The following is a 22408-nucleotide window of genomic DNA, read 5'->3' on the forward strand; positions in this document are numbered from 1 at the left end:
AGCAGATAGACCACCACCCGCGACGGCAGTCGCCGCAACCGCTGCTCACGCCCGCCCGCAGCAGTGAGCGCCTCATCGACAAGCTCGAACGGAACGACCTGGGTCAACTCGCCCAGATGCCCCGGGGCGAAGACCCCAGGCGCAGGGGTGATGGCAGAATCGGGCATCGCAGCCTTTGTTGGGGAAGACCAGTCTTGGAGGACCGGACATCCCTACAAGGGCTGCACCCATCTCGCCAGCCGCAACGCCGGAAGTTGCGCCACCAGCGCGATCCGTAACCGAACGGCGTTGGGGTTAGCGGGGGGTGACGACTACCTCGGCGCCTCGGGCGGGGACCAGCGTGACGTTTTTGGGTTTGGCTGGTTCGGGGGTGGGGTTCGGGGTGGTGAAGTTGTGGGTGGCGAGGGCGGCGCGGAGGATTTCGGTGGCTTCCATGAGGGAGAAGCCGGCGCCGATGCAGCGGCGGGCGCCGCCGCCGAAGGGGATCCAGGTGCCGGGGGCCGGCGGGTCGTCGTCGAGGAAGCGTTGCGGGCGGAAGTCCTCCGGCGCCGGGAAGTGCTCGCCGTCGCGGTGCACCAGCCCGATCGCCGCCATGATCGTGGTCCCGCGCGGCAACCGGTAGCCGGCCACGTCCGCGGTCTCGGTCAGCCGCCGGCCGACCTGGTAGACGACCGGATGCAGCCGCATCGCCTCCTTCGCGATCGCCTCCAGCTCCTCGTCCGCCCCCGCGTCCGCGGCCCGTTGCCCGAACGCCAGGTCCTCCGGCCGCCGGGCGAGCTCGTGGAAGGCCCACGCCAGCGCCGTCGCGGTGGTCTCGTGCCCGGCCAGCAGCAAGGTGACCAGCTGGTCCCGCAGCTCCACGTCCGACCAGTTGCCCGCGGCAAGCAGTCGGGAGAGTACGTCGTTGCGTCCGGCAAGGTTCCCGCGTCGCCGGGCGATCTCGTCGTACAGGATCTCGTCGACCTGCTGCTGCACGGTCAGGTACGTCCGCCACGGTGGCACCCGGAGCAGCGCCGGGTAGAACCCGCCGAGCATGATCACCGGTGACACCGAGACGATCTTGTCCAGCAGCGGCCGGAGCCGGTTCAGTTTGTCGGAGTCCGTCACGCCGAACACGACCTGCAGGATCACCTCCAGCGTGAGGTTCCGCATCCGCTGGTGCAGCTTGAACGGCTTGCCGACCGGCCAGGTCTCGACTTCGGCGCGGGCGAGCTCGTGGACCATCCCGGCGTACCCACGCAGCGCCTGTCCGGAGAAGGCAGGCATCAGCTGTCGCCGCATCCGGACGTGGTCCTCGTCGTCGAGCAGCAGCAACGAGTGCGCGCCCATGATCGGCTCCAGCACCGTGTTGCCCTCGCCCGCGTGCATCACCGACGGCGGGCTGCCGAACACCTCCCGGATGTGCTCCGGTCTGCTCAGTACGACGACCACGCGGCTCGACGGGACCAGGCGGATCGTGAACACGTCGCCGTACCGCTCGCGCATCCGCGGGAAGAACGTCTTGCGGTGACTCGCGAACAGCACGGTCTGGGCCAGCGTGGGCAACCGCGGACCCGGCGGCAGTGTGCGAGCCGTCTGCCGATCGAGCGTCCGGGAGCCGAGCAAAGGTGTCGAGGCCATGCCACCTCCTAGCCGGGGTCTCCAACCTACGTCAGCTCGGTGAACTGTTGCCTATGTCTGGGCGTCGAATGCAACAAGCGCGGCCACCAGCCGAGAAATGGCCGCCTTCGCCACCATCGTCGCCGCCCATTTCGCTGGCTGACCAGCGGGCTTGTGGGTTTGCCACCCGGAACCAGGGTGGCAAACCCCGCGTTCGGCTGGTCAGCCAGCCAAAGGCGGAAGGCCCGCCCGGGTGTGCCGGGCGGGCCTTCGTGGGGTGGGGGTCAGGAGCGGGTGAAGCGGAGGGTGAGGATTTGGAAGGGGCGGAGTTCGAAGGTCACGCCGCCGTCCACGAGCTCACGGTCGGCCAGGTGGCGTTCGAGGAGGTCTACCTCGGTTGCCGAGGCCGTCGCGAACGACGGGGTGATGGTGGCGCGGGAGCGGCCGCCGGTGGACTCGTAGAGCCGGACGACCACGTCACCGGACTCGTCGTCGGCCAGCTTCAGCGCCTCGACGATCACGTTCGGGTTGTCGACGGCAACGATCGGGGCGACCCCGTCGGCGCCGGTGACGACCCGCTCCGGCAGGTTGATCCGGTAGCCCTCCTCGATCGCGTCCGGGATGCCGGCGCCGACCACCAGCGCGTGGTTGACGGTGTGCACGCCCTGGTCGGTCTGCGGGTCGGGGAACCGCGGCGCCCGGATCAGCGACGTCCGGATCGTCGTGGTGGTGCCGCCGTCCTCGCGGGCGGTCCGGTTGACGTCGTGGCCGTACGTCGAGTCGTTGACCACGGCGACGCCGTACCCGGGTTCGCCGACGTGCACCCAGCGGTGCGCCGCGATCTCGAACTTCGCCGCGTCCCACGAGGTGTTCTGGTGGGTCGGCCGGAAGATGTGCCCGAACTGGGTCTCCGACGCCGACCGGTCGGCGTGCACGTCGACCGGGTACGCCGCCTTCAGGAACTTCTCCGCCTCGTGCCAGTCGATCGTGGTCTCGATGTCGACCCGCTTGGCGCCCGGCCGCAGCCGCAGCGTCTGGGTGACCGACGACCGGTTGAAGGACCGCTTCACGACGACCGTCGCGACACCGGAGACGGTGCTGAAGTCGACGCTGTCCACCTCGGTCACGTCCCGAACGTTGTTCTTGTAGAACGAGTCGACGTCCCACGCGTCCCAGTGGTTCGGGGTGTCCACGTGCAGCTGCAGCAGGTTGCCCGCGGTGCCCGGCGCGATCACCTCGCGCGCGGCCTCCACGTCGTACAGGGAGGTGATCAGGCCGCGCTCGTCGATCGTGACCCGGATCCGCCCGTTGTCCAGTACGCCGTTCTCCACCGAGACGGACTGGCCTTCGCCGGCGGCGACACCGGCGCCCAGGCCAGCGACACCGTTGCGGCTGTGCGGCGCGGCGTTGAAGACGATCTGCGCGTCACCGGAGCCGGCCAGTGCCTGCTGCGCCGTCGCGATGATCGCCTCGAGCTCCGACGCCAGCTGCGCGTACGTCGCCTCGGCCTCGCGGTGCACCCACGAGATCGACGAGCCCGGAAGGATGTCGTGGAACTGGTTCAGCAGCACGGCCTTCCAGATCCGGTCCAGGTCCTCGTACGGGTACGCGTCGAGCTTGCCCGCGACGACCGCCGCGGCGGACCAGAGCTCGGCCTCGCGGAGCAGGTGCTCGCTGCGTCGGTTGCCCTGCTTGGTCTTGGCCTGCGAGGTGTAGGTCGCGCGGTGGATCTCCAGGTAGAGTTCGCCCGACCAGACCGGCGCGTGGTCGTGGTACTCCTCCTCGGCCGCGCTGAAGAACTCGGTCGGGGACTCGATCGTCACCCGCGGCGAGGACTCCAGGTTGGCCACCCGGCGCGCGGTCGCGACGAACTCCCGGGTGGGGCCGCCACCGCCGTCGCCGTACCCGAACGGCACCAGCGAGCGGGTCGCCGCGCCGTTCTCGGCGAAGTTGCGCTGCGCGTGCGCTAGCTCGCGACCGGACAGGTCGGAGTTGTAGGTGTCGATCGGCGGGAAGTGGGTGAACACCCGGGTCCCGTCCAGGCCCTCCCACCAGAAGGTGTGGTGCGGGAACCTGTTCTCCTTGTTCCAGGAGATCTTCTGGGTCAGGAACCACTTCGAGCCGGACAGCTTCACCAGCTGCGGCAGCGCCGCGGTGTAGCCGAACGAGTCCGGCAGCCAGACCTCCTGGGTGTCGATCCCGTACTCGTCCAGGAAGAACTTCTTGCCGTGCACGAACTGGCGGGCCAGCGCCTCGCCGCCGGGCAGGTTGGTGTCGGACTCGACCCACATGCCGCCGACCGGGACGATGGTGCCGTCGGCAACGGCTTTCTTCAGCCGCTCCCACACCTCGGGGTAGTTGTCCTTCACCCAGGCGTGCTGCTGGGCTTGCGAGAACGCGAAGACCAGCTCCGGGTACTCCTGCGCCAAGGTGGCGACGTTGGAGACGGTCCGGGCCACCTTGCGGCGGGTCTCCCGCAGCGGCCAGAGCCAGGCGGAGTCGATGTGCGCGTGCCCGACCGCGGACAGTTGGTGGGCGCTGGCGTGCGCCGGGCGGCTCAGGGCGTCAGTCAGCTGCGCGCGAGCGTCGGCTGCGGTGCCGGCGACGTTCTCGTAGTCCAGCGCGTCCAGCGCGCGGCTCAGCGACCGCAGGATCTCGCGGCGGCGCGGCTCCTGCGGCGACAGCTCCTTCTGCAGGCCGTCCAGTGCCTCCAGGTCGAGGATCAGGTCCCACACCTCGGCGTTGAAGACGGCCAGGTCGGCGCGGGCCAGCCGGTAGATCGGCGTGCCGCCCGGCTCCGGCTTGCTGCCGATGTCGGTGGGCGCGAACGCGTTCGACCCCAGCACCTCGGGGTTGGCCGCCGCCTCGACGTAGAACTCGATCCGGTCGCCGGGCGAGGCCGCCGTACCGTCGGGGCCGAGGATCGACAGCGGGGCGTAGGTCTGCCGCGGGTGCAGGCCCTTGAGCGGTACGCCGGACGTGGTGTGGATCAGGCCCTCCGCGGAGAACCCGGGGCCGCCGCTGAAGCCGAGGTCGACCACGGCCTCGATCTCGCGGCCGGCCCACTCGGCCGGCACCTGGCCGCTGAACTTGAACCACGCGGTCCCCCAGGCGGGACCCCAGGGCAGGCCGATCGCGGCCGGCTCGTAGGTGGCCGCGATCGCCTCGGCGGCCGGCACCGGCTCGCCCGGGGCGTGCCACACCTGGATGTCCAGCGGGACCGCCGCGCCGTAGATCGCGGGGCGGATCCGCTCCCGCAGGGCGCGCTGGAGCCGCTCCTCGATGAGTTGACGGTCGTCGTGCACGAAATCATCCTCCGGGGGTATCTGCCGTGCCTAGTCCTGCGACCCACGCGGCCGCTGCGATGACAACGCTGTCACACCCACCCCAGGCCCGTCCAGACGCAGTTCGTCGTCGCACTCCTGGTAGCGGCCGGATCGCAGTCTGCGGCCGCGGCTACCGGATCGGACCTGTTGCCGTCTAGGTTGTCCTGCATGGATCGCCCCCGCCTCCTGACCCCTCCCGGGAACGGCCTCCTCAAACCCAGCGGAATGACCCGCCGCAGCGTGCTCGGGCTCGGTGCTGCCGCGGCAGCCGCGCTGGCTGTGCCGGGCTGCTCCCGCGGTCGCTCCGACGAGCCTGCCCCGGCCGGCCCGGCCACGCTGGCGACCGGCAACAAGGGCGGTGTGTACGACGTCTTCGGCACCGGGCTCGCGAAGCTGGTCAGCGAGGTGACCGGGATGGAGATGCGGACGCTGGCCTCCGGCGGGTCGGTCGACAACCTGCAGCAGGTGGCCGGCATGAAGGTCGACATGGGCTTCACCACGTCGGACACCGCGCTGAACGCGCACGAGGGCACCGGGTTGTTCAGCTCCGGCGGGCTCAAGTTCAGCGCGCTGGCCCGGACCTACGACAACTACGTGCACGTCGTGGTGCCGACCGCGTCGAACGCCGTCCAGCTGAAGGACCTGAGCGGCCTGACGGTCAACGTCGGCCCGATGAACTCCGGGACCAAGGTGGTGGCCGACCTGATCCTGGAGACGGCCAAGCTCCGGAAGGTGCGGACGACCAACCTCTCGCTCGAGGACGCGGTCAAGTCGCTGAAGGAGAAGGCCGACCGGATGGGCAAGGGCCCCGGGATCGACGCCTTGATCTGGAGCGGCGGCCTGCCGACCACCCCGATCGCCTTGCTGCAGAAGTCGGTCGGCTTCCGGCTGGTCGACATCGGCACGGTCGCCGAGGAGATCTCGCTCAAGCGGTTCGGCGGCTACATCGTGTCCTCGATCCCGCCCTCGGTGTACGGCCTGGCCAGCTCGGTGCCGACCCTGGCGGTGCCGAACTACCTGATCGCCCGGCCGAACCTGTCCGACTCGTGGGCCTGGTGGACGGTCAACACGATGTTCCGCCGGCAGAACGACCTGATGGCCGCGCACCAGGAGGCCGGCTCACTCGACCCGCGCTCGGCGATCGCCACCATGCCGATCCCCCTCCACCCCGCCGCCGAACGCTGGTACCGCGCCAACCACATCTGACCCGGCAGCCGGTACGCCGTACCGGCTGTCAGGCGTCGTAGTCGTCGATGAGGGGGACTCGGACCTCGATGACGAGGCCGCCGCCGATCGGGGGGCGGGCGACGACGCGGCCGCCGACGCGGGCGGCCTCGGAGCGGACGATCGCGAGGCCCAGGCCGGTGCCCGGCATCTCGCGGTGGTGGGCGCTGCGCCAGAACCGCTCGCCGACCTTCTTCAGGTCGCGCGACCCGAGTCCGAGGCCGTGGTCGCGGACCGACATGACCACCTCGGTGCCGTCCCGGGTCACCGAGACCTCCACCGGCGGAGCGCCGTACTTGGAGGCGTTGTCGAGCAGGACGTCGAGGATGTCGTCGACCTCGAGCTCCGGCGCGACCCCACCCGGCACCATTTCGCCGATGATGAGCTCCAGGTCGTCGGCGGCGTACACGGCCTTCCAGCCGACCAGCCGCTCCTTCACCGCCTGGGCCAGGTCCAGCGGCTCTTCGTTGCCCTCGGCATCGGCTCCGGGGCGGTCCGAGCCGGCCAGCCGGGACAGCCGCTGGACGATCCGGCCGAGCCGGTCGATGTCGCTGAGCGCGAACCGCGCGGTCGGCGACAGCCGGGACAGGCCCTCGATGTGGATCCGGGCCGAGGTGAGCGGCGTCCGGAGCTGGTGCGACGCGTCGGCGACGAACTCACGCTCGCGCTGGCGGGCCTGGTGCAGGCTGAGCGCCATCGAGTTGAAGCTGTCGCCGAGTCGCCGGAGCTCGGGCGCACGGCCGTCGGTGGACACCCGGGTGTCGAGGGCGCCGCGGGTGATCTGGTGGGTCGCGTTGTCCAGGTCGTTCAGCGGCCGCAGCACCCAGCGGGTGATCGGCCGGACGATACCGATGACGATCGCGCCGATGCTGATCAGCAGACCGCCGAGGAGCAGCAGCAGACCGCGCTCCACCTGGTCGCGGGCCTTCTCGGTCGGCACCCGCAGTACGGCGGCGCCGAGCACGCGGCCGTTGTTGACGACCGGGCGGGCGACCACCATCTCGCCGGTGCGCCACGGGAACAGGGCCGGCGGCTCGGCCGGCAGCCGGCCGGCCAGCGTGCTGTCGAGGGCGGTCTTGAGGTCCGGCTCGTCCACGTTCACGCCGGAGCGGGACGTGGCGACGACCTTGCGGTCGACGTCCACGACGAACACCGGGGTGTTGTAGAGCTCGTGGTAGCGCACGGCCAGCTCACGCAGGTTGGCGATGTCACCGGACTGCAGCGGCGACTCGGCCATCGTGGCGAACCAGTCCGCGTCGTTGCTGCGGGACAGGAACAGCGTGCGCGACGTACTGGTGGCGATGTAGTTGGCCAGCGGTACGGCGGCGACGATGGCGAGGACGATCACCATCGGTACGAGCGACTGCAGCAGGCGACGGCGCAACGGTCAGTCCGAACCCAGGCGGTAACCGACACCGCGGATGGTCTGGACCAGCTCGGGCCGGCCGAGCTTGGCGCGCAGGCTGGCGACGTGCACGTCCATGGTGCGCGACGAGGCCTCGAAGACGGACTGCCACGCGTACAGGGCGACCTGTTCGCGCGGGACCACCCGGCCGTGGTGAGCGGCCAGCACAGCTAGCACGTCGAACTCCTTGCGGGTCAGGGCGATGGGCTTGTCCGCGACCTGGACGGTCCGGGCCTCGATGTCCACGGTCAGGTCGCCGACGGTCACCCGGGGGCGGGGCTGCAAGAGGCCGGTACGACGAAGTACAGCATCGATCCGGGCCAGCAGCTCGGATATCGCGAACGGTTTCACCACATAGTCGTCGGCGCCGCTGCGCAACCCCCGCACCCGGTCGGCCGCCTCGCCGCGCGCGGTCACCGCGATCACCGGCACGTCCGACACCGTGCGGATCTGCCGGCACACGTTGATACCGTCCCCGTCCGGCAGGCCGAGGTCCAGCAGGACCAGGTCGCCGGGGTCCGCCGCGAGGGCGTCAGCGGCCGTCCGGACATGCGTCACCATCAGGCCGTAGCGCCGCAACGCGGGTATCAGGGCATTCGCGATATCGAGATCGTCCTCGACCAACAAGATCCTGACCGCGCCACTCATGCCGAGATCGTAGGCCAGGTGACGCTCATATGTGTCAGATCTTGGTAAAGACGTAATCACGCGACTCCACGCAGTGTTCGGCAACATTAGCCTTCCGGACACAGGAGGGAACCGGTAGATGACTGTCGGTATCGGTACGGGGGCCGGCTCGGCCGCGCCCTCCGACGAAGAACTCGCCGAGTACGAGCAGGAACGGCCCGCTCGGCGGCTTCGGCCTGCCCTGGATCTGGTGATTGCGGTCTGGTGCGCAATCGTCAGCGTCGGCGTGCTGCTGCAGGTGTTCTTCCCTCTACCACAAGGCACGCAGTTTTACCTGGTGATCTTTCTCGCAGCCGTTCTGCCGATCACGCTGCTCTGTTACCGCGGCTGGAAGGTCCCGCCGTTCCTCAACCCGTTCCGGAACCGGTCGAACGACGACCCCGGGATCACCGACTGGATCCTGGCCGTGGTCGCGTTCGCGGTCTGCGTCTACCCGCTGCTCGACTTCGACGGTTACCTGGAACGCCGGCAAGCGCCGACGGGTCTCGATGTGGTGGTCGGCGCGCTGTTGCTACTGCTTCTGCTCGAGGCCTGCCGCCGTACCACTGGATGGGTCCTGCCCGCCTTCAGCCTGCTGTTCATCGCCTACGCGTACTACGGCGGCTTCCTGCCCTACACCTGGTCGCTGGCGCACCAGGGCTTCAACTTCGACGCGATCATCGCGCAGTTCACCATGGGCACGGCCGGCTTCTACGGGACGCCGTTGGCCGTCGCGGCCAGCTACATCGTGCTGTTCACGATCTACGGCGCCGTACTGGACTACTCCGGTGCGGGCAAGTTCTTCATCGACCTGTCGTTCGCCGCCTTCAAGCGCAGTCGTACGGCGCCCGGCCGCACGGTCACCCTGGCCGGCTTCCTGCTCGGCAGCGTCTCCGGATCGGGGACGGCGACCGCGGTCTCGCTCGGCACGGTGTCGTGGCCGATCCTGCGGCGGGCCGGGTACCCGCCCGAACCCGCCGGCGGCATGCTGGCCGCCTCCGGCATCGGCGCGATCCTGTCGCCGCCGACCCTCGGCGCGGCGGCGTTCATCATCGCCGAGTTCCTGCAGGTGTCCTACCTGACCGTCCTCGGGTACGCCGTCATCCCGACCATCCTGTACTACCTGGGCATCCTGCTCGCGATCGAGATCGACGCCCGCCGGCACGGGACCACGTCGGCGGAGACGTCGACGGACTCGGCGCTGCGGCTGCTGATGCGGTTCGGGTACCACTTCCTCTCGTTGTTCGTGATCATCGGCTTCATGGCGGTGGACGTGCCGCCGTTCAAGGCCGTGGTCTACGCGGTGCTCGTCCAGTTCGCGCTGTCGTTCCTGGACGGTGAGCACCGGCTGACCGCGAAGCCGCTGTTCAAGGCGCTTGCCCAGGGCACCCGTTCGGTGCTGCCGGTGGCGGCAACCTGTGCGACCGCCGGCGTGATCGTCGCGGTCACCACCCAGACCGGGCTCGGACTGAACCTGGCCGAGATCATCGTCGGCGCGGCCCGCGGGCTGACCGACAACCACACCGTGGTGCTGATCCTGACCGTGGTGCTGTCCGCGTTCGCGGTGCTGATCCTCGGCCTTGCGGTGCCGGTGACCGCGTCGTTCATCATCGCCGCGGTGATCATCGCGCCGGCGCTGGTGCAGCTCGGGGTGACGCAGCCCGAGGCGTACATGTTCATCTTCTACTACGCGGTGCTGTCGGAGGTGTCACCGCCGACCGCGCTGGCAGCGGTGGCGACCTCCGCGATCACCGGCGGCAGGGTGATGCCGACGATGTGGCAGGCGTGGAAGTACACGCTGCCGGCGTTCCTGGTGCCGTTCGCGTTCGTGCTCACCGACAACGGCGCGCACCTGCTCGGCCAGGGCGCGTTCGTCGGCATGCTGTGGACGCTGGCCGTCTCGATCCTGGCCATCGCGGCGCTCGCGGTGGTGACCGGTGGCTGGATCGTGGTCGAGGCCGGCTGGCTCGAGCGGGCCGTCTGCGCGCCGGCCGCCGTACTGCTGCTTTACCTCGCGCCCGTAACCATCACGGCCGGAATCTGTTTGCTACTTGTTGCCGTCGTCATCAACCTGATCCGGCGCTCGCGTCAGGTCGGGCCAACGGAAGGATCCGCCGCTTCATGAGAATCCGTCGCCTCCCTGCCGCCCTGGTGGCGCTCGCCGCATCCGTCTCGCTGGTCGCCTGCGGTGGTCAGCGAGAACCCTCCGGATCCGGTTCGGCCGACGGCGGCCGGCTGACCATTGCCACCGGCAACACCACCGGGGTGTACTACCAGCTCGGCGGAGCGCTGGCGTCACTGATCTCGCAGAAGGTCTCCGGCTACCGCGCGACGGCGAGCGAGACCGGCGCCTCGGTGCAGAACGTGCAGGGCCTGGTGGCGGGGAACTACGACATCGCGTTCTCGCTCGGTGACACCGCGGCCGACGCGGTGAAGGGCGAGAACAGCTTCCAGCAGCCGCAGGACGTCGTCGCCCTGACCCGGCTCTACAACAACTACACGCAGGTCGCCGTGCGTACGTCGGCCAACATCAACTCGATCGCCGACCTCAAGGGCAAGCGGGTCTCGACCGGCTCGCCGAACTCGGGCACCGAGGTGATCGCCCGGCGGCTGCTCGAGGCGGCGGGCCTGGACCCGGCGAAGGACGTCACCGCGCAGCGGCTCGGCCTGCCGGAGTCGGTGGACGCGATGAAGTCCGGTTCGATCGACGCGCTGGTCTGGTCCGGCGGCCTGCCGACCGGCGGCATCACCGACCTGACCACGAGCATGGGCAAGAACGTCAAGCTGATCCCGATCGCTGACCTGCTGCCGAAGATGCAGGAGAAGTACGGCTCGGTCTACAGCCAGGCGCCGATCCCGGCGGCGACGTACAAGCAGCCGGCCGACGTGGCGACCATCGTGGTGCCGAACGTGCTGCTGGTCCGCAAGAACATGAAGGACGACCTGGCTGAGCAGCTCACCAAGGTCATCTACGAGAACAGGGACGCCCTGGTCGCGGTGAACGCGGCGGCCAAGGGTATCGAGCTCGCGAACGCCGGCAACACCGACCCGGTGCCGGTGCACCCGGGCGCGAAGAAGGCGATCGACGGGTTGAAGTAGACCGGACTGTCCTCTTCCGCACACCAGGCGCAGCGGGAGAGGGCACAACGGTCCCACCTCCGCAAACCAGGCGCAGCGAAGGCGGGGCCGAGCCGGCTCTCACAACCAGGCGCAGTGAGAGCAGGCAGGCCGGGCCCGGCCCTCCGGAGGCATCCGGAGGACGCCGGGCCCGGTCACTTCCCAGGCCGTGGCCGGCACGGCCTACTTGGCGTCTTCCTCGGTCCCCGGCAGCGGCGTGCCGTACAGGTAGTGCGACAGAGCCGAGTCGCGCTTCGGGTGCACGTGGTACTTCGTCGGAATGACGCGGCCCTCGGCGCTGTCCCACGCGGAGTCGGCCATCCGCCACATGCGATGCGCCAGCCGGCCTGCCATCCCGGTGTGGGGCGAGTACGGGTGTGCCCTGGTCGGAGCCACCTCTTCCGCCTCCAGCAGTTCCTCCGTCAGTGTGTTGACCTCCGCGTCGTCCAGCTGCTCACTGAGCCGTTGGCTGCAGGTGGTCTCCAGGAGTTCGTGCCGGGCGAGCAGCCGGTCGATCGACTGCCACACCTCGTACGACGACAGGTCCTGCATGCGGCTGTCGCCGTACTGGCGGCCCTTCAGGAATCGCAGCGACCGCTCCAGCTCCTTCGCGTTGCCGACGTACCTGGTGACCAGCTCGTCGCCGTCGGGCAGACGGCGGACGCGCGGGAGGAGGATGTCCTCGGCAGCGGCGAGGTGCTGGGCCGCGATGGCGTAGAACCAGTCGGTCTGATGCCTGCGGTCCGGATGCGCGGCGGCCGGATGCTGAGCCGGACCGGCCAGCTCACGAATCCGGGCATGTTCGTAGGTCAGGGCCAGTTCGAGCGTCGAAGCGGTCATGACAACCACCTCCAGGGGGTCTTCACTCCAGCGTGTGCCCATCCACCGCAGAGTGCAACCGTCGCAAGTGGTCCGTGACAGCCGGCGTGATCACGTCCGCGCGCTCGGCGTTGGCGAGGTGCGCGGCCCGCGGTACGACGAGCAGTCGGCCGTGCTGGACCGTGGTCGCGATGTGCTCCAGATGATGTGGTGGCGTGGCCGGATCGTCGGCCCCGGCGATCGCCAGAGTGGGGGCCGTAATGGCCGGCAGATCGGGGCGGAGGTCCATGGTGGCGATCAGCTCGCAGCAGGCCGCATAGCCTTCGGTCGACGTCGATCCGACCATCTTCTCGGCTTCCGCCCGGAGCTCCTCGTGGCGGTGGGTTGTGAACCAGCGCCGTACGACGGTCTCGGCAACCGCCTGTGGTCCTTCGGCTCTGACGGTCGCGGCGCGGTCGGTCCACAGCTGCGCGGGTTCGAGACGTGCGCCGGTGCAGAGCAGGACGAGCCGGTCGATCCGTTCCGGGGCGCGGGCGGCGAGGCGCATGCCGGTCATGCCGCCGAGCGAGAGACCGACGAAGTGGACCCGGTCCAGGGCCAGGTGGTCGAGCAGGGCGAGGACGTCGTCTGCGAGGTCGTCGATGGTGTACGGCCCGGGCGGAGCTGGTGAGCGGCCGTGGCCGCGGGTGTCGTACCGGACGACGGTGAAGTGCTGCTCCCACTCGGCCACGTTGGCGTCCCACATCGCCCAGGTGGCGCCGAGGGAGTTGGACAGCACGACGACCGGCCCGTCGGCCCGCCCGCTGACGACGTGGTCGACCGGGACAGCGCTCATCCCCTGACAGTAGGAGTCCGGACCGAGAGGGAGAAGTATCCATTTCGGCTCGATCAAGACTCTGCGAGTATGAATCGGTGGAACTGCGGCACCTGCGGTACTTCGTCGCCGTCGCCGAGGAACGGCACTTCGGCCGGGCGGCGGCGCGGCTGCACATGGCCCAGCCGCCGCTGTCGCAGCAGATCCGCCAGTTGGAGGACGAGCTCGGCCTGCGGCTGCTTCGGCGGACCACACGGCGGGTCGAGCTCACTGCTGCCGGGGAGGCGTACCTCGTGCGGGCGCAGGAGATCCTGTCGGCGGTCTCGTCGGCGGGGCAGGAGGCGCAGCGGGTTGCGGCCGGATCGCAGGGCCGGCTCGTGATCGGGTGCGTGGGCTCGGCGACGTACAGCCTGCTGCCGCCGCTGGTGCGCAAGCTGCACGAGGAGTTGCCCGGTGTCGACGTGGCCGTGCAGGGGGAGATGCTGGCGCCGGCGCAGGTTGAGGCTTTGCATGCGGGGCAGATCGATCTGGCGCTGCTACGGCGACCTGTCGAGGAGGCAGGGCTGCGGTTGCAGACGCTTCGGGCCGAGCGGCTGATCGTCGCCGTACCCGATGGGCATCGGTTGGCTGCGCGGAAGCGAGTGCGCTTACGGGACCTGGCGGACGAGGACTTCGTGATGCATGCGGGTGGTGGTCGTTCCGCGCTGCAGGCGACGGTGCTGGCGTTGTGCCGAGAGGCCGGGTTCGAGCCTCGGGTCCGGCACGACGTTGCCGAGACGTCGACGCTGGTGACGTTCGTGGCAGCTGGCCTAGGTGTGGCGCTAGTGCCTGCGCCGGTTGCGGAGCTCCGGGTGCCAGGCGCTGCGTATCGCCCACTGACTCGTCGCGCTCAGGTCGAGTTGGTGGTCGCGACGCGGACTGATGACGACGCACCACATTTGCTGCGCGCTCTCGGCGTACTGACGGCTCTGGTCAGAAGAACCCATCGCGCGCCGGGATCACTGGACGCGGATTCCCGACCAACTTCAGATCGTCGGTGATCGCCGCAGCCGTCTCCAGCATCACGGGTACGACGGTGGTCACGACCTTCTCGGCCGTCATCCGCCCGGACGTCGTGGAGTAGGCCAGCGCAGCGAGGACGTCACCGCGCGGATCGCGGACCGGGACGGCGGCCGACAGCAAGCCGTCCTCGAGCTCGGACTCGACCACCGCGAAGCCCTGCGTGCGGACCTTGTGGAGCGAGTCGCGGTAGACCGTAGGATCCGTGATCGTCCGCTGCGCCAGCCGAGGCAGACCGGCTGCGATGACTGCGTCAACGACCGCGGAGTCGGCCCAGGCGGTCAGCACCCGGCCCATCGAGGTCGCGTACGCCGGAACGCGACTGCCGACGTCGACGGCGACACTCATGATCCGGCGCACCTGGACGCGGGCGACGTACACGACCTCGGTCCCGTCGAGTTGCGCCAGCGAAGCGGACTCCTGCGTCGCTTCGGCGAGCCGGAGCAGGTGTGGTTGCGCGGTCTCCACGAAGCCATGGGTCGCGGCGTAGTGCTGGCCGATGGTGAGCACCCGTGGGGTCAGCGACCACCTGCTGCCTTGGGCGGCGACGTACCCGAGCCGTTGCAGGGTGAGCAGGATCCGGCGGACTGCCGGGCGGGAAAGCCCGGTCGCGGTGGCGAGCTCGGCCAGGGTCGGAGTCGGGCGGTCGGCGTCGAACGCCAGCAGGACCGCGAACCCGCGCTCGATGCTGCGGATGAGGTCACGCTCCTCGCTCATGGCGGTCATTCTCGCAGTCCCTTCTTCGTAGTTGAGCTCTTGACAGTCGGGTGCCGACGACGCCATGGTGAGCCGTACGCACCGCGTACAAATTGTACGCACAGCGTACAAGGAGGTGACGCACGATGGACTCACGAGAGCTCCGCAACGCCTTCGGCCGGTTCGCCACCGGCGTGACCGTGGTGACCTGCGTCAGCGACGACGGCGGTCCGCACGGCGCCACCGTGAACGCCTTCACCGCCGTCTCGCTCGAGCCGGCCCTGGCCCAGGTCACGCTGACCCGGTCGTCGAAGGCCTGTCAGTACCTGGCCGGCAAGCCGTTCGCGATCAACGTGCTCGCCGACGACCAGCTCGACGTCGCCTGGCACTTCGCCGGGCGCCCGGCCGACCGCACCCCCGGCTGGGTCGACGGTCCGCTCGCTCCGCTGCTCGAGGGCGCGGCCACGACGATCTCGTGCCGGCCGTGGCGGACGTACGACGGCGGCGACCACCTCATCGTGATCGGTGAGGTCGCCGCGGTCGCCATCACCGCCCGGGACCCGCTGCTGTTCCACGGCGGCCGGTTCCGCTACCTCGGACCGGTCGAGTCCCACTGGTCCGGCTCGCTCGACTGCCCCGACCGCGGCTGGTTCGACGCCAGCGCCGTCTTCACGCCGCTCGCCGCGGCGGCCCACGCCTGAAAGGACTTCCCATGACCACGACCACGGCTGTTCCGGCCGAGCAGGACTCAGTCCCGACCACGCGCCCGATGACCGGCACGGAGTACCTCGACTCGATCCGCGACGACCGCGAGATCTGGATCTACGGCGAACGGGTCAAGGATGTCACCGAGCACCCGGCGTTCCGCAACCCGACCCGGATGACCGCCCGCTTGTACGACGCCCTGCACGACCCGGCCACCAAGGACGAGATCACCGTCCCGACCGACACCGGCAACGGCGGCTACACGCACCCGTTCTTCCGCACCCCGCACAGCTCCACCGATCTGCAGAAGGACCGGGTAGCTATCGAGCACTGGGCCCGGCAGACCTGGGGCTGGATGGGCCGCAGTCCCGACTACAAGGCCAGCTTCCTCGGCACCCTCGGCGGGAACACCGACTTCTACGCGCCGTACGAGGAGAACGCGAAGCGCTGGTACAAGGAGTCGCAGGAGAAGGTCCTGTACTGGAACCACGCGATCATCAACCCGCCGGTCGACCGCAACCTGCCGCCCGACGAGGCCGGCGACATCTTCATGCGGGTCGAGAAGGAGACCGACGCCGGCGTGATCGTGTCCGGCGCGAAGGTGGTGGCGACCGGCTCGGCGATCACCAACTACAACTTCATCGCGCACTACGGCCTGCCGATCAAGAAGAAGGAGTACGCCCTGATCTGCACGGTCCCGATGAGCGCTCCTGGTGTGAAGCTCATCTGCCGGCCGTCGTACACCATGCAGGCCGACGTGATGGGCAGCCCGTTCGACTACCCGCTGTCCAGCCGGATGGACGAGAACGACACCATCTTCGTCTTCGACAAGGTGCTGGTGCCGTGGGAGAACATCTTCCTGTACGGCGACGTCGACAAGATCAACGGGTTCTTCCCGCAGTCCGGGTTCATCCCGCGGTTCACCTTCCACGGCTGCGTCCGGCTGTCGGTGAAGCTCGACTTCATCGCCGGACTGTTGCTCAAGGCACTGGAATGCACCGGGAGCAAAGACTTCCGGGGCGTGCAGACCCGGGTCGGCGAGGTGATCGGCTGGCGGAACCTGTTCCGCGCGCTCGCCGACGCGATGACGATGAACCCGGACCCGGGCCCGAACGGGACCGTGCTGCCGAAGCTGGACTACGGCCTGGTGTACCGGCAGTTCATGATCACCGGCTACCCGCGGGTGAAGGAGATCATCCAGCAGGACGTGGCCTCCGGCCTGATCTACCTGAACTCGAACGCGGTCGACTTCAAGACCCCTGAGGTGCGTCCGTACCTGGATCGCTTCGTGCGCGGATCCAACGGCTACGACGCGGTCGAGCGGACGAAGCTGATGAAGGCGCTGTGGGACGCGGTCGGCACCGAGTTCGGCGGCCGGCACGAGCTGTACGAACGCAACTACTCCGGCAACCACGAGAACGTGAAGGCCGAGATCCTGTTCGCCGCCGAGGCGCAGGGCGAGACCGGCGCGATGAAGGGCTTCGCCGAGACCATGCTCGCCGAGTACGACCTGGACGGCTGGACCGTCCCCGACCTGATCAACCCCACCGACGTCAGCCGGATCCTGAACCGCTGAAGGAGCGCATCATGACTACTGTGCAGGATTCCCCGACCGCCGCCGGCTCCGGCGCGAGTGCGAGCCAGAACTTCAAGGCCAAGGCGCTGGCCGACGCCGGATCCTCGCCTGAACGCGTGAGTGCGGTGGTGACCGCCGTACTGCAGGGCGTGCATGCGGCGATCCGGGAGCACAACGTCACCTATCCCGAGTTCCAGGCCGCGAAGGCGTGGCTGATGGAGGTCGGCGAGGTCGGTGAGTGGCCGCTGTTCATGGACGTGTTCGTGGAGCACGTGGTCGAGGAGGTCGCGGCCTCGTCGCAGCGCGGGACGCTCGGAACGATCGAGGGTCCGTACTACCTGCCCGATCAGGTGCGGCTCGACGCGACCTGCGAGCTTCCGCGTCGGCCGGACGAGAAGGGTTCGCCGCTCGTGCTGAGCGGCCAGGTCCGGGACCTCGACGGCACGCCGCTCGCCGGCGCCGAGGTGGACATCTGGCACGCGGACGCCGACGGTTACTACTCGGGGTTCGCTCCGCAGTTGCCGGACGGGAACCTGCGGGGCGTGGTGGTGACCGATGCCGAGGGCCGCTTCGCGATCCGGACCGTGCAGCCGGCGCCGTACCAGATCCCGACCGACGGGCCGACCGGGAAGCTGATCGAGGCTGCCGGGTGGCATCCGTGGCGACCGGCGCACCTGCACCTGATGGTGCGGGCGGACGGGCACCGGACGATCACGACGCAGCTGTACTTCGCCGGTGGTGAGTGGCTGGACTCCGACGTCGCCGAGGCGACCAAGCCCGAGCTGATCCTCGATCCGGTCGACGACGGCACCGGCACCCGCCGGGCGAGGTACGACTTCGAGCTCGAGCCGGCCTGATCCCCGCCTACTTCGTTGTGAAAGGCACCATTGTGTCCATCTCCGATGACGACTTGGTCGTCGAGCGGCTCGAGACCGTCATCATCGACGTACCGCTGCGACGCCCGCACAAGTTCGCCCGCGTCACGATGACGGCGCAACCGGTCCTGCTCGCGTTCGTCCACACCCGCGGCGGCGTGGTCGGCGTCGGTGAAGGCGTGGTGCCTGGCGGGCCGTGGTGGGGCGGCGAGTCGGTCGAGTCGATGAAGGTCACGCTCGACACGTACGTCGCTCCGCTGCTGCCCGGCACTCGTGTCGACCGGATCGAGTCGGTGTGGCAGGACATCGCCGACCACGTGAACGCCAACCTGTACGCGAAGACCGCGGTCGAGGTCGCCCTGCACGACGCCTGGGCGCGGACCCTGGGCGTCCCGGTCCACACATTGCTGGGCGGTCTGGCCCGGACGAGCATCGACGTGACCTGGGCGCTCGGCGCCGAACCCGAAGAGCTCGTGGTCGAGGAGGCGCTGGCCAAGCTGGAGTCCGGTGAGCACAAGACCTTCAAGCTCAAGATGGGTGCTCTCGATCCCGAGGCCGACACCCGCCGGATCTGTGCGATCGCCGAGAAGCTCAGCGGCTCGGCCGGCGTACGGGTGGATCTCAACGCACGCTGGGATCTGAGCACCTCGAGGACGTACCTGCCTCGGCTCGCCGCGGCCGGGGTCGAGCTCATCGAGCAGCCGGTGCGGGGGGAGCAGGTGGAGGCGCTGGCCGAGCTCAACGCGCTGCTGCCGATTCCGGTGATGGCGGACGAGAGTCTGCGGACGCCGGTCGACGCGCTCCGGCTGGTGCAGCTGCGGGCGGCCGATGTGTGGTCGATGAAGACGACGAAGGTCGGCGGACTGCGGCGGGCCCGGGACATCGTCGCGATCGCCGCCGCGGCCGGGATTCCGTGTCATGGCGGGACCTCGATCGAGACCGGGATCGGTACGGCGGCGTCGCTGCAGCTGGCCTGCGCGGCGCCGGGAGTCACGTGGGGCAGCGAGCTGTTCGGTCCGAAGCTGTTCGCCGAGGAGATTCTTCGTACGCCGTTGCGCTACTCGGACGGCTCGCTGCACCTGCCGGACGGGCCGGGGCTCGGAGTCGAACTCGACCTGGATGCCGTTGCCGCGCTGCGCCGTACCGGATTGAACCGGGAGGACTGACCATGCTCTTCCATGTCCGGATGGACGTTTCGCTGCCGCCGGACCTCGATCCGGAGGTGCGGGCCGACCTGGTCGCGCGGGAGAAGGAACGGGCGCTGGAGCTGCAGCGCGCCGGGGTCTGGCCGCAGTTGTGGCGGATCGTCGGCGAGTACGCGAACTTCAGCGTCTTCGACGTCGATTCCAACGACACGCTGCACTCGGTGCTGTCCAGCCTGCCGCTGTTCCCGTACATGCGGATCCAGGTCACACCCCTGGCCCGCCACCCCTCAAAGCTGGACCTCCCGTAGCGGGTCGCCGCCGTCGACGAAGAACCTGCCACCCGGCTTCAACGCGGCCGCGATCCGCCGCCGGGCCTCCTGCTCCAACTCCGGATGCCGTCCGTCCAGCGCCCCGACCCGCACCGCGAACACCAGGTCGAACCCCGCCTCACCCGGCGCCAGCTCAAACTCCTCGACCTCCGCCTGCCGGAACCCCAGCACCCCAGCCGCAATCAGCTCCCCCGACCCAGCCTCCGCCAGCCGAACCGCCTTCGCCGACCGATCAACCCCCAACACAAACCCACCCGCCCCCGCGTGCTCACCCGCGCCCACCCGACGAGCCACCTCCCGAGCCGCCGCCCCCGGCCCACACCCAACCTCCAACACCCGCATCCCACCCTCCAACGGCAACGCCTCAACCACAGCCAGCAACCGCCCCGACAACCCCTCACCCACAGGACCACCTCCCGGTCACCATCTTGCAGTCACGCAGACCGATCCCCTGTCACTGAAACGCCCGGGTTCAACCTGGTCGGTTGAACCCGGGCGGGGTCCTGCGGGGTGCTGCGAGTGGTCAGGCGTCGGAGCTCTTCTTCCAGAGGTTGATGCCGGCTTCTACGGCGTCGGCGTCGATGGCTTCGAGCTCTTCGGGGCTGAACTTGAGGTTGTTGACGGCGGCCAGGTTGTTCTCCAGCTGGGCGACGCTGGAGGCGCCGATCAGGGCGCTGGTGACGCGGTCGTCGCGCAGCGTCCAGGCGAGGGCGAGCTGGGCGACGGACTGGCCGCGCTCCTTGGCGATCTCGTTCAGCGCGCGGACGTGCTTCAGCGTGTCCTCGGTCAGCGAGTCCGGGTTCAGCGACTTGCCCTGCGCGGCGCGGGAGTCCGCCGGCACGCCATCCAGGTAGCGGTCGGTCAGCACGCCCTGCGCCAGCGGCGAGAACGCGATCACGCCGACCCCGAGCTCACCGACGGTGTCCAGCAGGTCCTCCTCGATCCAGCGGTTCAGCATCGAGTACGACGGCTGGTGGATCAGCAGCGGCGTGCCGAGCTCCCGCAGGATCCGCGCCGCCTCCCGGGTCCGATCCGCCGAGTACGACGAGATCCCGGCGTACAGCGCCTTGCCCGAGCGGACGGCGGCGTCGAGCGCGCCCATCGTCTCCTCGAGCGGGGTGTCCGGGTCGAACCGGTGCGAGTAGAAGATGTCGACGTAGTCCAAGCCCATCCGGCTCAGCGACTGGTCCAGCGAGGCGAGCAGGTACTTCCGCGACCCACCACCCTGACCGTACGGACCCGGCCACATGTCGTAGCCGGCCTTGGTCGACAGGATCAGCTCGTCACGGTACTTGCCGAAGTCGCGGGCGAAGTGCGTCCCGAAGTTCGTCTCCGCGGAGCCGTACGGCGGACCGTAGTTGTTCGCCAGGTCGAAGTGCGTGACGCCGAGGTCGAACGCCCGGCGCAGGATGTCGCGCTGCGTGGCGAACGGCTTGTCGTCGCCGAAGTTGTGCCACAACCCGAGCGAGATCGCCGGCAGCATCAACCCGCTGCGCCCCGTCCGCCGGTAGGCCATCGGGTCGTCGTACCGGTCCTGAGCGGCTACGTAATCAGTCACGGGACCTCAGTCTGCCTCATGTCACGACAAGTTCAAACCCCCTTGTTTTACAGCAGAAACCGCAGCACTGAGACAAAGAACCCCAGCTTCTTGATGCGCTGGGTCAGGACCAGCGTGGGCCAGTGGCCGGTGGGGTGCTACGTGTCGTTGGCGCCGCGTCGTCGGAACGGGCCGACCATGCGTGGGCCCGCGAGCCGGGTCTCCAATCGACGCGCCTCACGCTTGAGCGGCCGCGCCAGGTACTGACCGAGGATCACCCCGGCCGCGAGCGCAAGGGCGGTGGCGAGCGCGGAGGCCAACTCGAGGACGCCGTCCTTGCCCTCCGCAAGGAGAGCGAGACCGCGGTAGATGTCGAGTCCCGGCAGGAGTGGCACGATCGCGGGGACCACCACCACAAGCGGCGGGACCCGGAACCGGCCCGCAACGAGATAGCAGACTGCACCGATGGTGACGGCCGCGGCCGCCGAACCCCAGGTCCGGCCGATTTCGGAGCTGTCAACGGCCAGCAGGACCCCCTGTCCGAGCGCCGCGACCAGGGACACAACCACCAGGGAGCGCGCCGGTGCGTACGACGCGTAGGCGAACGCCGTAGCGGCCAGGGCGGCGCCGAACACGGTGACCCCGACCTCCGCCAGGCCGGCCGCCCCGGGGGTGAAGGTGGTCAGGCCCACCCCGAGGATGTCGCCGACGGTGAGCCCGGCGGCCACCCCGGCGATGATGCCCGCCGTGTCCAGCACGGCATCGATCAACCGGGCGCTGGCCGTGACCGGGAAGCCGGTCAGGGCGTCCTGGGTGGCACCCATGATGCCGACTCCTGCCAGGAGCATGACGATCCCCGTGGTGACGACGCGGGACGGGTCCACGTCGAGCTCAGTGGCAGAGGCTGTGACCGCGATGAGCGTGGCCACGAAGCCCCCCGCCGCATGCTGGTAGAAGGCCGGGATGCGGTGCTGCGGCAACAGCACCTGGGTCCCGTCGATCGCGCAGGCGGCCACGAAGGCGAGCAGGCACACCAGAGGGCTGCCGCCGAGGGTGAGCGCGATACCGGTTCCCATCAACCCCCAGCCGATGGTCACCGCCCAGCGGCGCCGGTGGTGGCCGGTGGCCACAATCCGGGCGACCCGGCGACGAGCCTCGCCCCGGGTGACATCTCCGGCGACCAGGCTGTTCACGGTCTCGTCGACCTCGATCAGGTCCGTGTAGTCGAGCGGGCGCCGGGTCACCCGGCGAACCTGAATGGCAGCGGGCGCGTCATCGGTCGGCTGGTGGCGGAGGGTCAGGTCCACGAACGTCACGTCCGCGGTCACGTCGCGCACCCCGCATGCCTGGGTCACCTCCAGCATGGTCACCGCCACATCAGCCGCCCCGGCTCCGGACGACAGGAGGACCTCGCCCACGCGCAGCGCCAGATCGAGCGCTTCGTAGACCTCGCGTCGTTCCGCCATGTCCCTGTCCGATCACGGCACCGAGTCACTCCACGCGCGTGAAGCACGAC

Annotated in this window: 20 protein-coding genes; 9 read left to right on the forward strand and 11 right to left on the reverse strand. The window is 69.4% G+C overall.

What is annotated here, in order from left to right; all coding sequences use genetic code 11:
• The 3 genes from ACIBL3_RS28065 to ACIBL3_RS28075 form a co-directional block, all read right to left on the reverse strand.
• The coding region (locus ACIBL3_RS28065) for a transposase domain-containing protein (protein WP_396356838.1) at positions 1–167 on the reverse strand (167 nt) is incomplete at its 3' end.
• A gap of 127 nt (positions 168–294) precedes the next feature.
• Positions 295–1620, reverse strand: coding sequence for a cytochrome P450 (locus tag ACIBL3_RS28070; RefSeq protein WP_396356596.1), 1326 nt, complete (start codon positions 1618–1620; stop codon positions 295–297).
• Between the two features lie 263 nt (positions 1621–1883).
• On the reverse strand, positions 1884–4904 hold the full coding sequence (locus ACIBL3_RS28075) for an alpha-mannosidase (protein ID WP_396356597.1): 3021 nt from the start codon (positions 4902–4904) through the stop codon (positions 1884–1886).
• Between the two features lie 189 nt (positions 4905–5093).
• Between ACIBL3_RS28075 and ACIBL3_RS28080 the strand changes: the two genes are divergently transcribed.
• Positions 5094–6131, forward strand: coding sequence for a TAXI family TRAP transporter solute-binding subunit (locus ACIBL3_RS28080; protein ID WP_396356599.1), 1038 nt, complete (start codon positions 5094–5096; stop codon positions 6129–6131).
• 28 nt (positions 6132–6159) lie between these two features.
• On the opposite strand, the gene ACIBL3_RS28085 is transcribed toward ACIBL3_RS28080, so the two are convergent.
• Together ACIBL3_RS28085 and ACIBL3_RS28090 are read right to left on the reverse strand one after the other, a co-directional pair.
• Positions 6160–7533 (reverse strand): sensor histidine kinase, encoded by a 1374-nt coding sequence (locus tag ACIBL3_RS28085; protein ID WP_396356600.1) that lies wholly within the window; start codon positions 7531–7533, stop codon positions 6160–6162.
• A 3-nt stretch (positions 7534–7536) separates the two neighbouring features.
• Positions 7537–8202, reverse strand: coding sequence for a response regulator transcription factor (locus tag ACIBL3_RS28090; RefSeq protein WP_360473910.1), 666 nt, complete (start codon positions 8200–8202; stop codon positions 7537–7539).
• A gap of 118 nt (positions 8203–8320) precedes the next feature.
• On the opposite strand from ACIBL3_RS28090, the gene ACIBL3_RS28095 reads away from it, so the two are divergent.
• On the forward strand, positions 8321–10345 hold the full coding sequence (locus tag ACIBL3_RS28095; protein WP_396356601.1) for a TRAP transporter permease: 2025 nt from the start codon (positions 8321–8323) through the stop codon (positions 10343–10345).
• On the forward strand, positions 10342–11319 hold the full coding sequence (locus tag ACIBL3_RS28100) for a TAXI family TRAP transporter solute-binding subunit (RefSeq protein ID WP_396356602.1): 978 nt from the start codon (positions 10342–10344) through the stop codon (positions 11317–11319). The genes ACIBL3_RS28095 and ACIBL3_RS28100 overlap by 4 nt, the downstream gene beginning before the upstream one ends.
• A 201-nt stretch (positions 11320–11520) precedes the next feature.
• Here ACIBL3_RS28100 and ACIBL3_RS28105 read toward each other — a convergent pair whose 3' ends face one another.
• Together ACIBL3_RS28105 and pcaD are read right to left on the reverse strand one after the other, a co-directional pair.
• Entirely contained in the window at positions 11521–12177 is a 657-nt protein-coding gene (locus tag ACIBL3_RS28105; protein WP_396356604.1) for a hypothetical protein, read from the reverse strand.
• A gap of 22 nt (positions 12178–12199) precedes the next feature.
• A complete protein-coding gene (gene pcaD / locus ACIBL3_RS28110) occupies positions 12200–12991 on the reverse strand; it encodes a 3-oxoadipate enol-lactonase (RefSeq protein WP_396356605.1) in 792 nt (263 codons plus the stop codon).
• Between the two features lie 77 nt (positions 12992–13068).
• Here pcaD and ACIBL3_RS28115 point away from each other — a divergent pair, with 77 nt between their 5' ends.
• Positions 13069–14010, forward strand: a complete 942-nt coding sequence (locus ACIBL3_RS28115) for a LysR family transcriptional regulator (RefSeq protein ID WP_396356606.1) — start codon at positions 13069–13071, stop codon at positions 14008–14010.
• On the opposite strand, the gene ACIBL3_RS28120 is transcribed toward ACIBL3_RS28115, so the two are convergent.
• Complete coding sequence (locus tag ACIBL3_RS28120) at positions 13943–14746, reverse strand: IclR family transcriptional regulator C-terminal domain-containing protein (RefSeq protein ID WP_396356607.1); 804 nt, start codon at positions 14744–14746, stop codon at positions 13943–13945. The two genes, ACIBL3_RS28115 and ACIBL3_RS28120, sit on opposite strands and share 68 nt — an antisense overlap.
• 125 nt (positions 14747–14871) lie before the next feature.
• On the opposite strand from ACIBL3_RS28120, the gene ACIBL3_RS28125 reads away from it, so the two are divergent.
• From ACIBL3_RS28125 to catC, 5 genes are read left to right on the forward strand one after another with little or no spacing between them, the layout of a single operon-like run.
• A complete protein-coding gene (locus ACIBL3_RS28125) occupies positions 14872–15426 on the forward strand; it encodes a flavin reductase family protein (RefSeq protein WP_396356608.1) in 555 nt (184 codons plus the stop codon).
• 11 nt (positions 15427–15437) lie between these two features.
• Positions 15438–17006, forward strand: a complete 1569-nt coding sequence (locus tag ACIBL3_RS28130) for a 4-hydroxyphenylacetate 3-hydroxylase family protein (protein WP_396356609.1) — start codon at positions 15438–15440, stop codon at positions 17004–17006.
• A gap of 11 nt (positions 17007–17017) precedes the next feature.
• Positions 17018–17863 (forward strand): catechol 1,2-dioxygenase, encoded by an 846-nt coding sequence (gene catA, locus ACIBL3_RS28135; RefSeq protein ID WP_396356610.1) that lies wholly within the window; start codon positions 17018–17020, stop codon positions 17861–17863.
• 32 nt (positions 17864–17895) lie between these two features.
• Entirely contained in the window at positions 17896–19047 is a 1152-nt protein-coding gene (locus ACIBL3_RS28140; RefSeq protein ID WP_396356611.1) for a muconate/chloromuconate family cycloisomerase, read from the forward strand.
• Positions 19048–19049: 2 nt separating this feature from the next.
• Positions 19050–19334: a muconolactone Delta-isomerase gene (gene catC / locus ACIBL3_RS28145; protein WP_360516137.1), complete on the forward strand. Its 285-nt coding sequence runs from the start codon at positions 19050–19052 to the stop codon at positions 19332–19334.
• On the opposite strand, the gene ACIBL3_RS28150 is transcribed toward catC, so the two are convergent.
• From ACIBL3_RS28150 to ACIBL3_RS28160, 3 genes are all read right to left on the reverse strand, one after another.
• A complete protein-coding gene (locus ACIBL3_RS28150; RefSeq protein WP_396356612.1) occupies positions 19314–19760 on the reverse strand; it encodes an SAM-dependent methyltransferase in 447 nt (148 codons plus the stop codon). The two genes, catC and ACIBL3_RS28150, sit on opposite strands and share 21 nt — an antisense overlap.
• A 118-nt stretch (positions 19761–19878) precedes the next feature.
• Positions 19879–20913: an L-glyceraldehyde 3-phosphate reductase gene (gene mgrA, locus ACIBL3_RS28155; protein ID WP_396356613.1), complete on the reverse strand. Its 1035-nt coding sequence runs from the start codon at positions 20911–20913 to the stop codon at positions 19879–19881.
• Between the two features lie 137 nt (positions 20914–21050).
• Positions 21051–22358 (reverse strand): threonine/serine exporter ThrE family protein, encoded by a 1308-nt coding sequence (locus ACIBL3_RS28160; RefSeq protein WP_396356614.1) that lies wholly within the window; start codon positions 22356–22358, stop codon positions 21051–21053.
• Between the last annotated feature and the right edge of the window lie 50 nt (positions 22359–22408).

The sequence above is a fragment of the Kribbella sp. NPDC050124 genome (assembly GCF_044460355.1).
Classification (GTDB): Bacteria; Actinomycetota; Actinomycetes; order Propionibacteriales; family Kribbellaceae; genus Kribbella.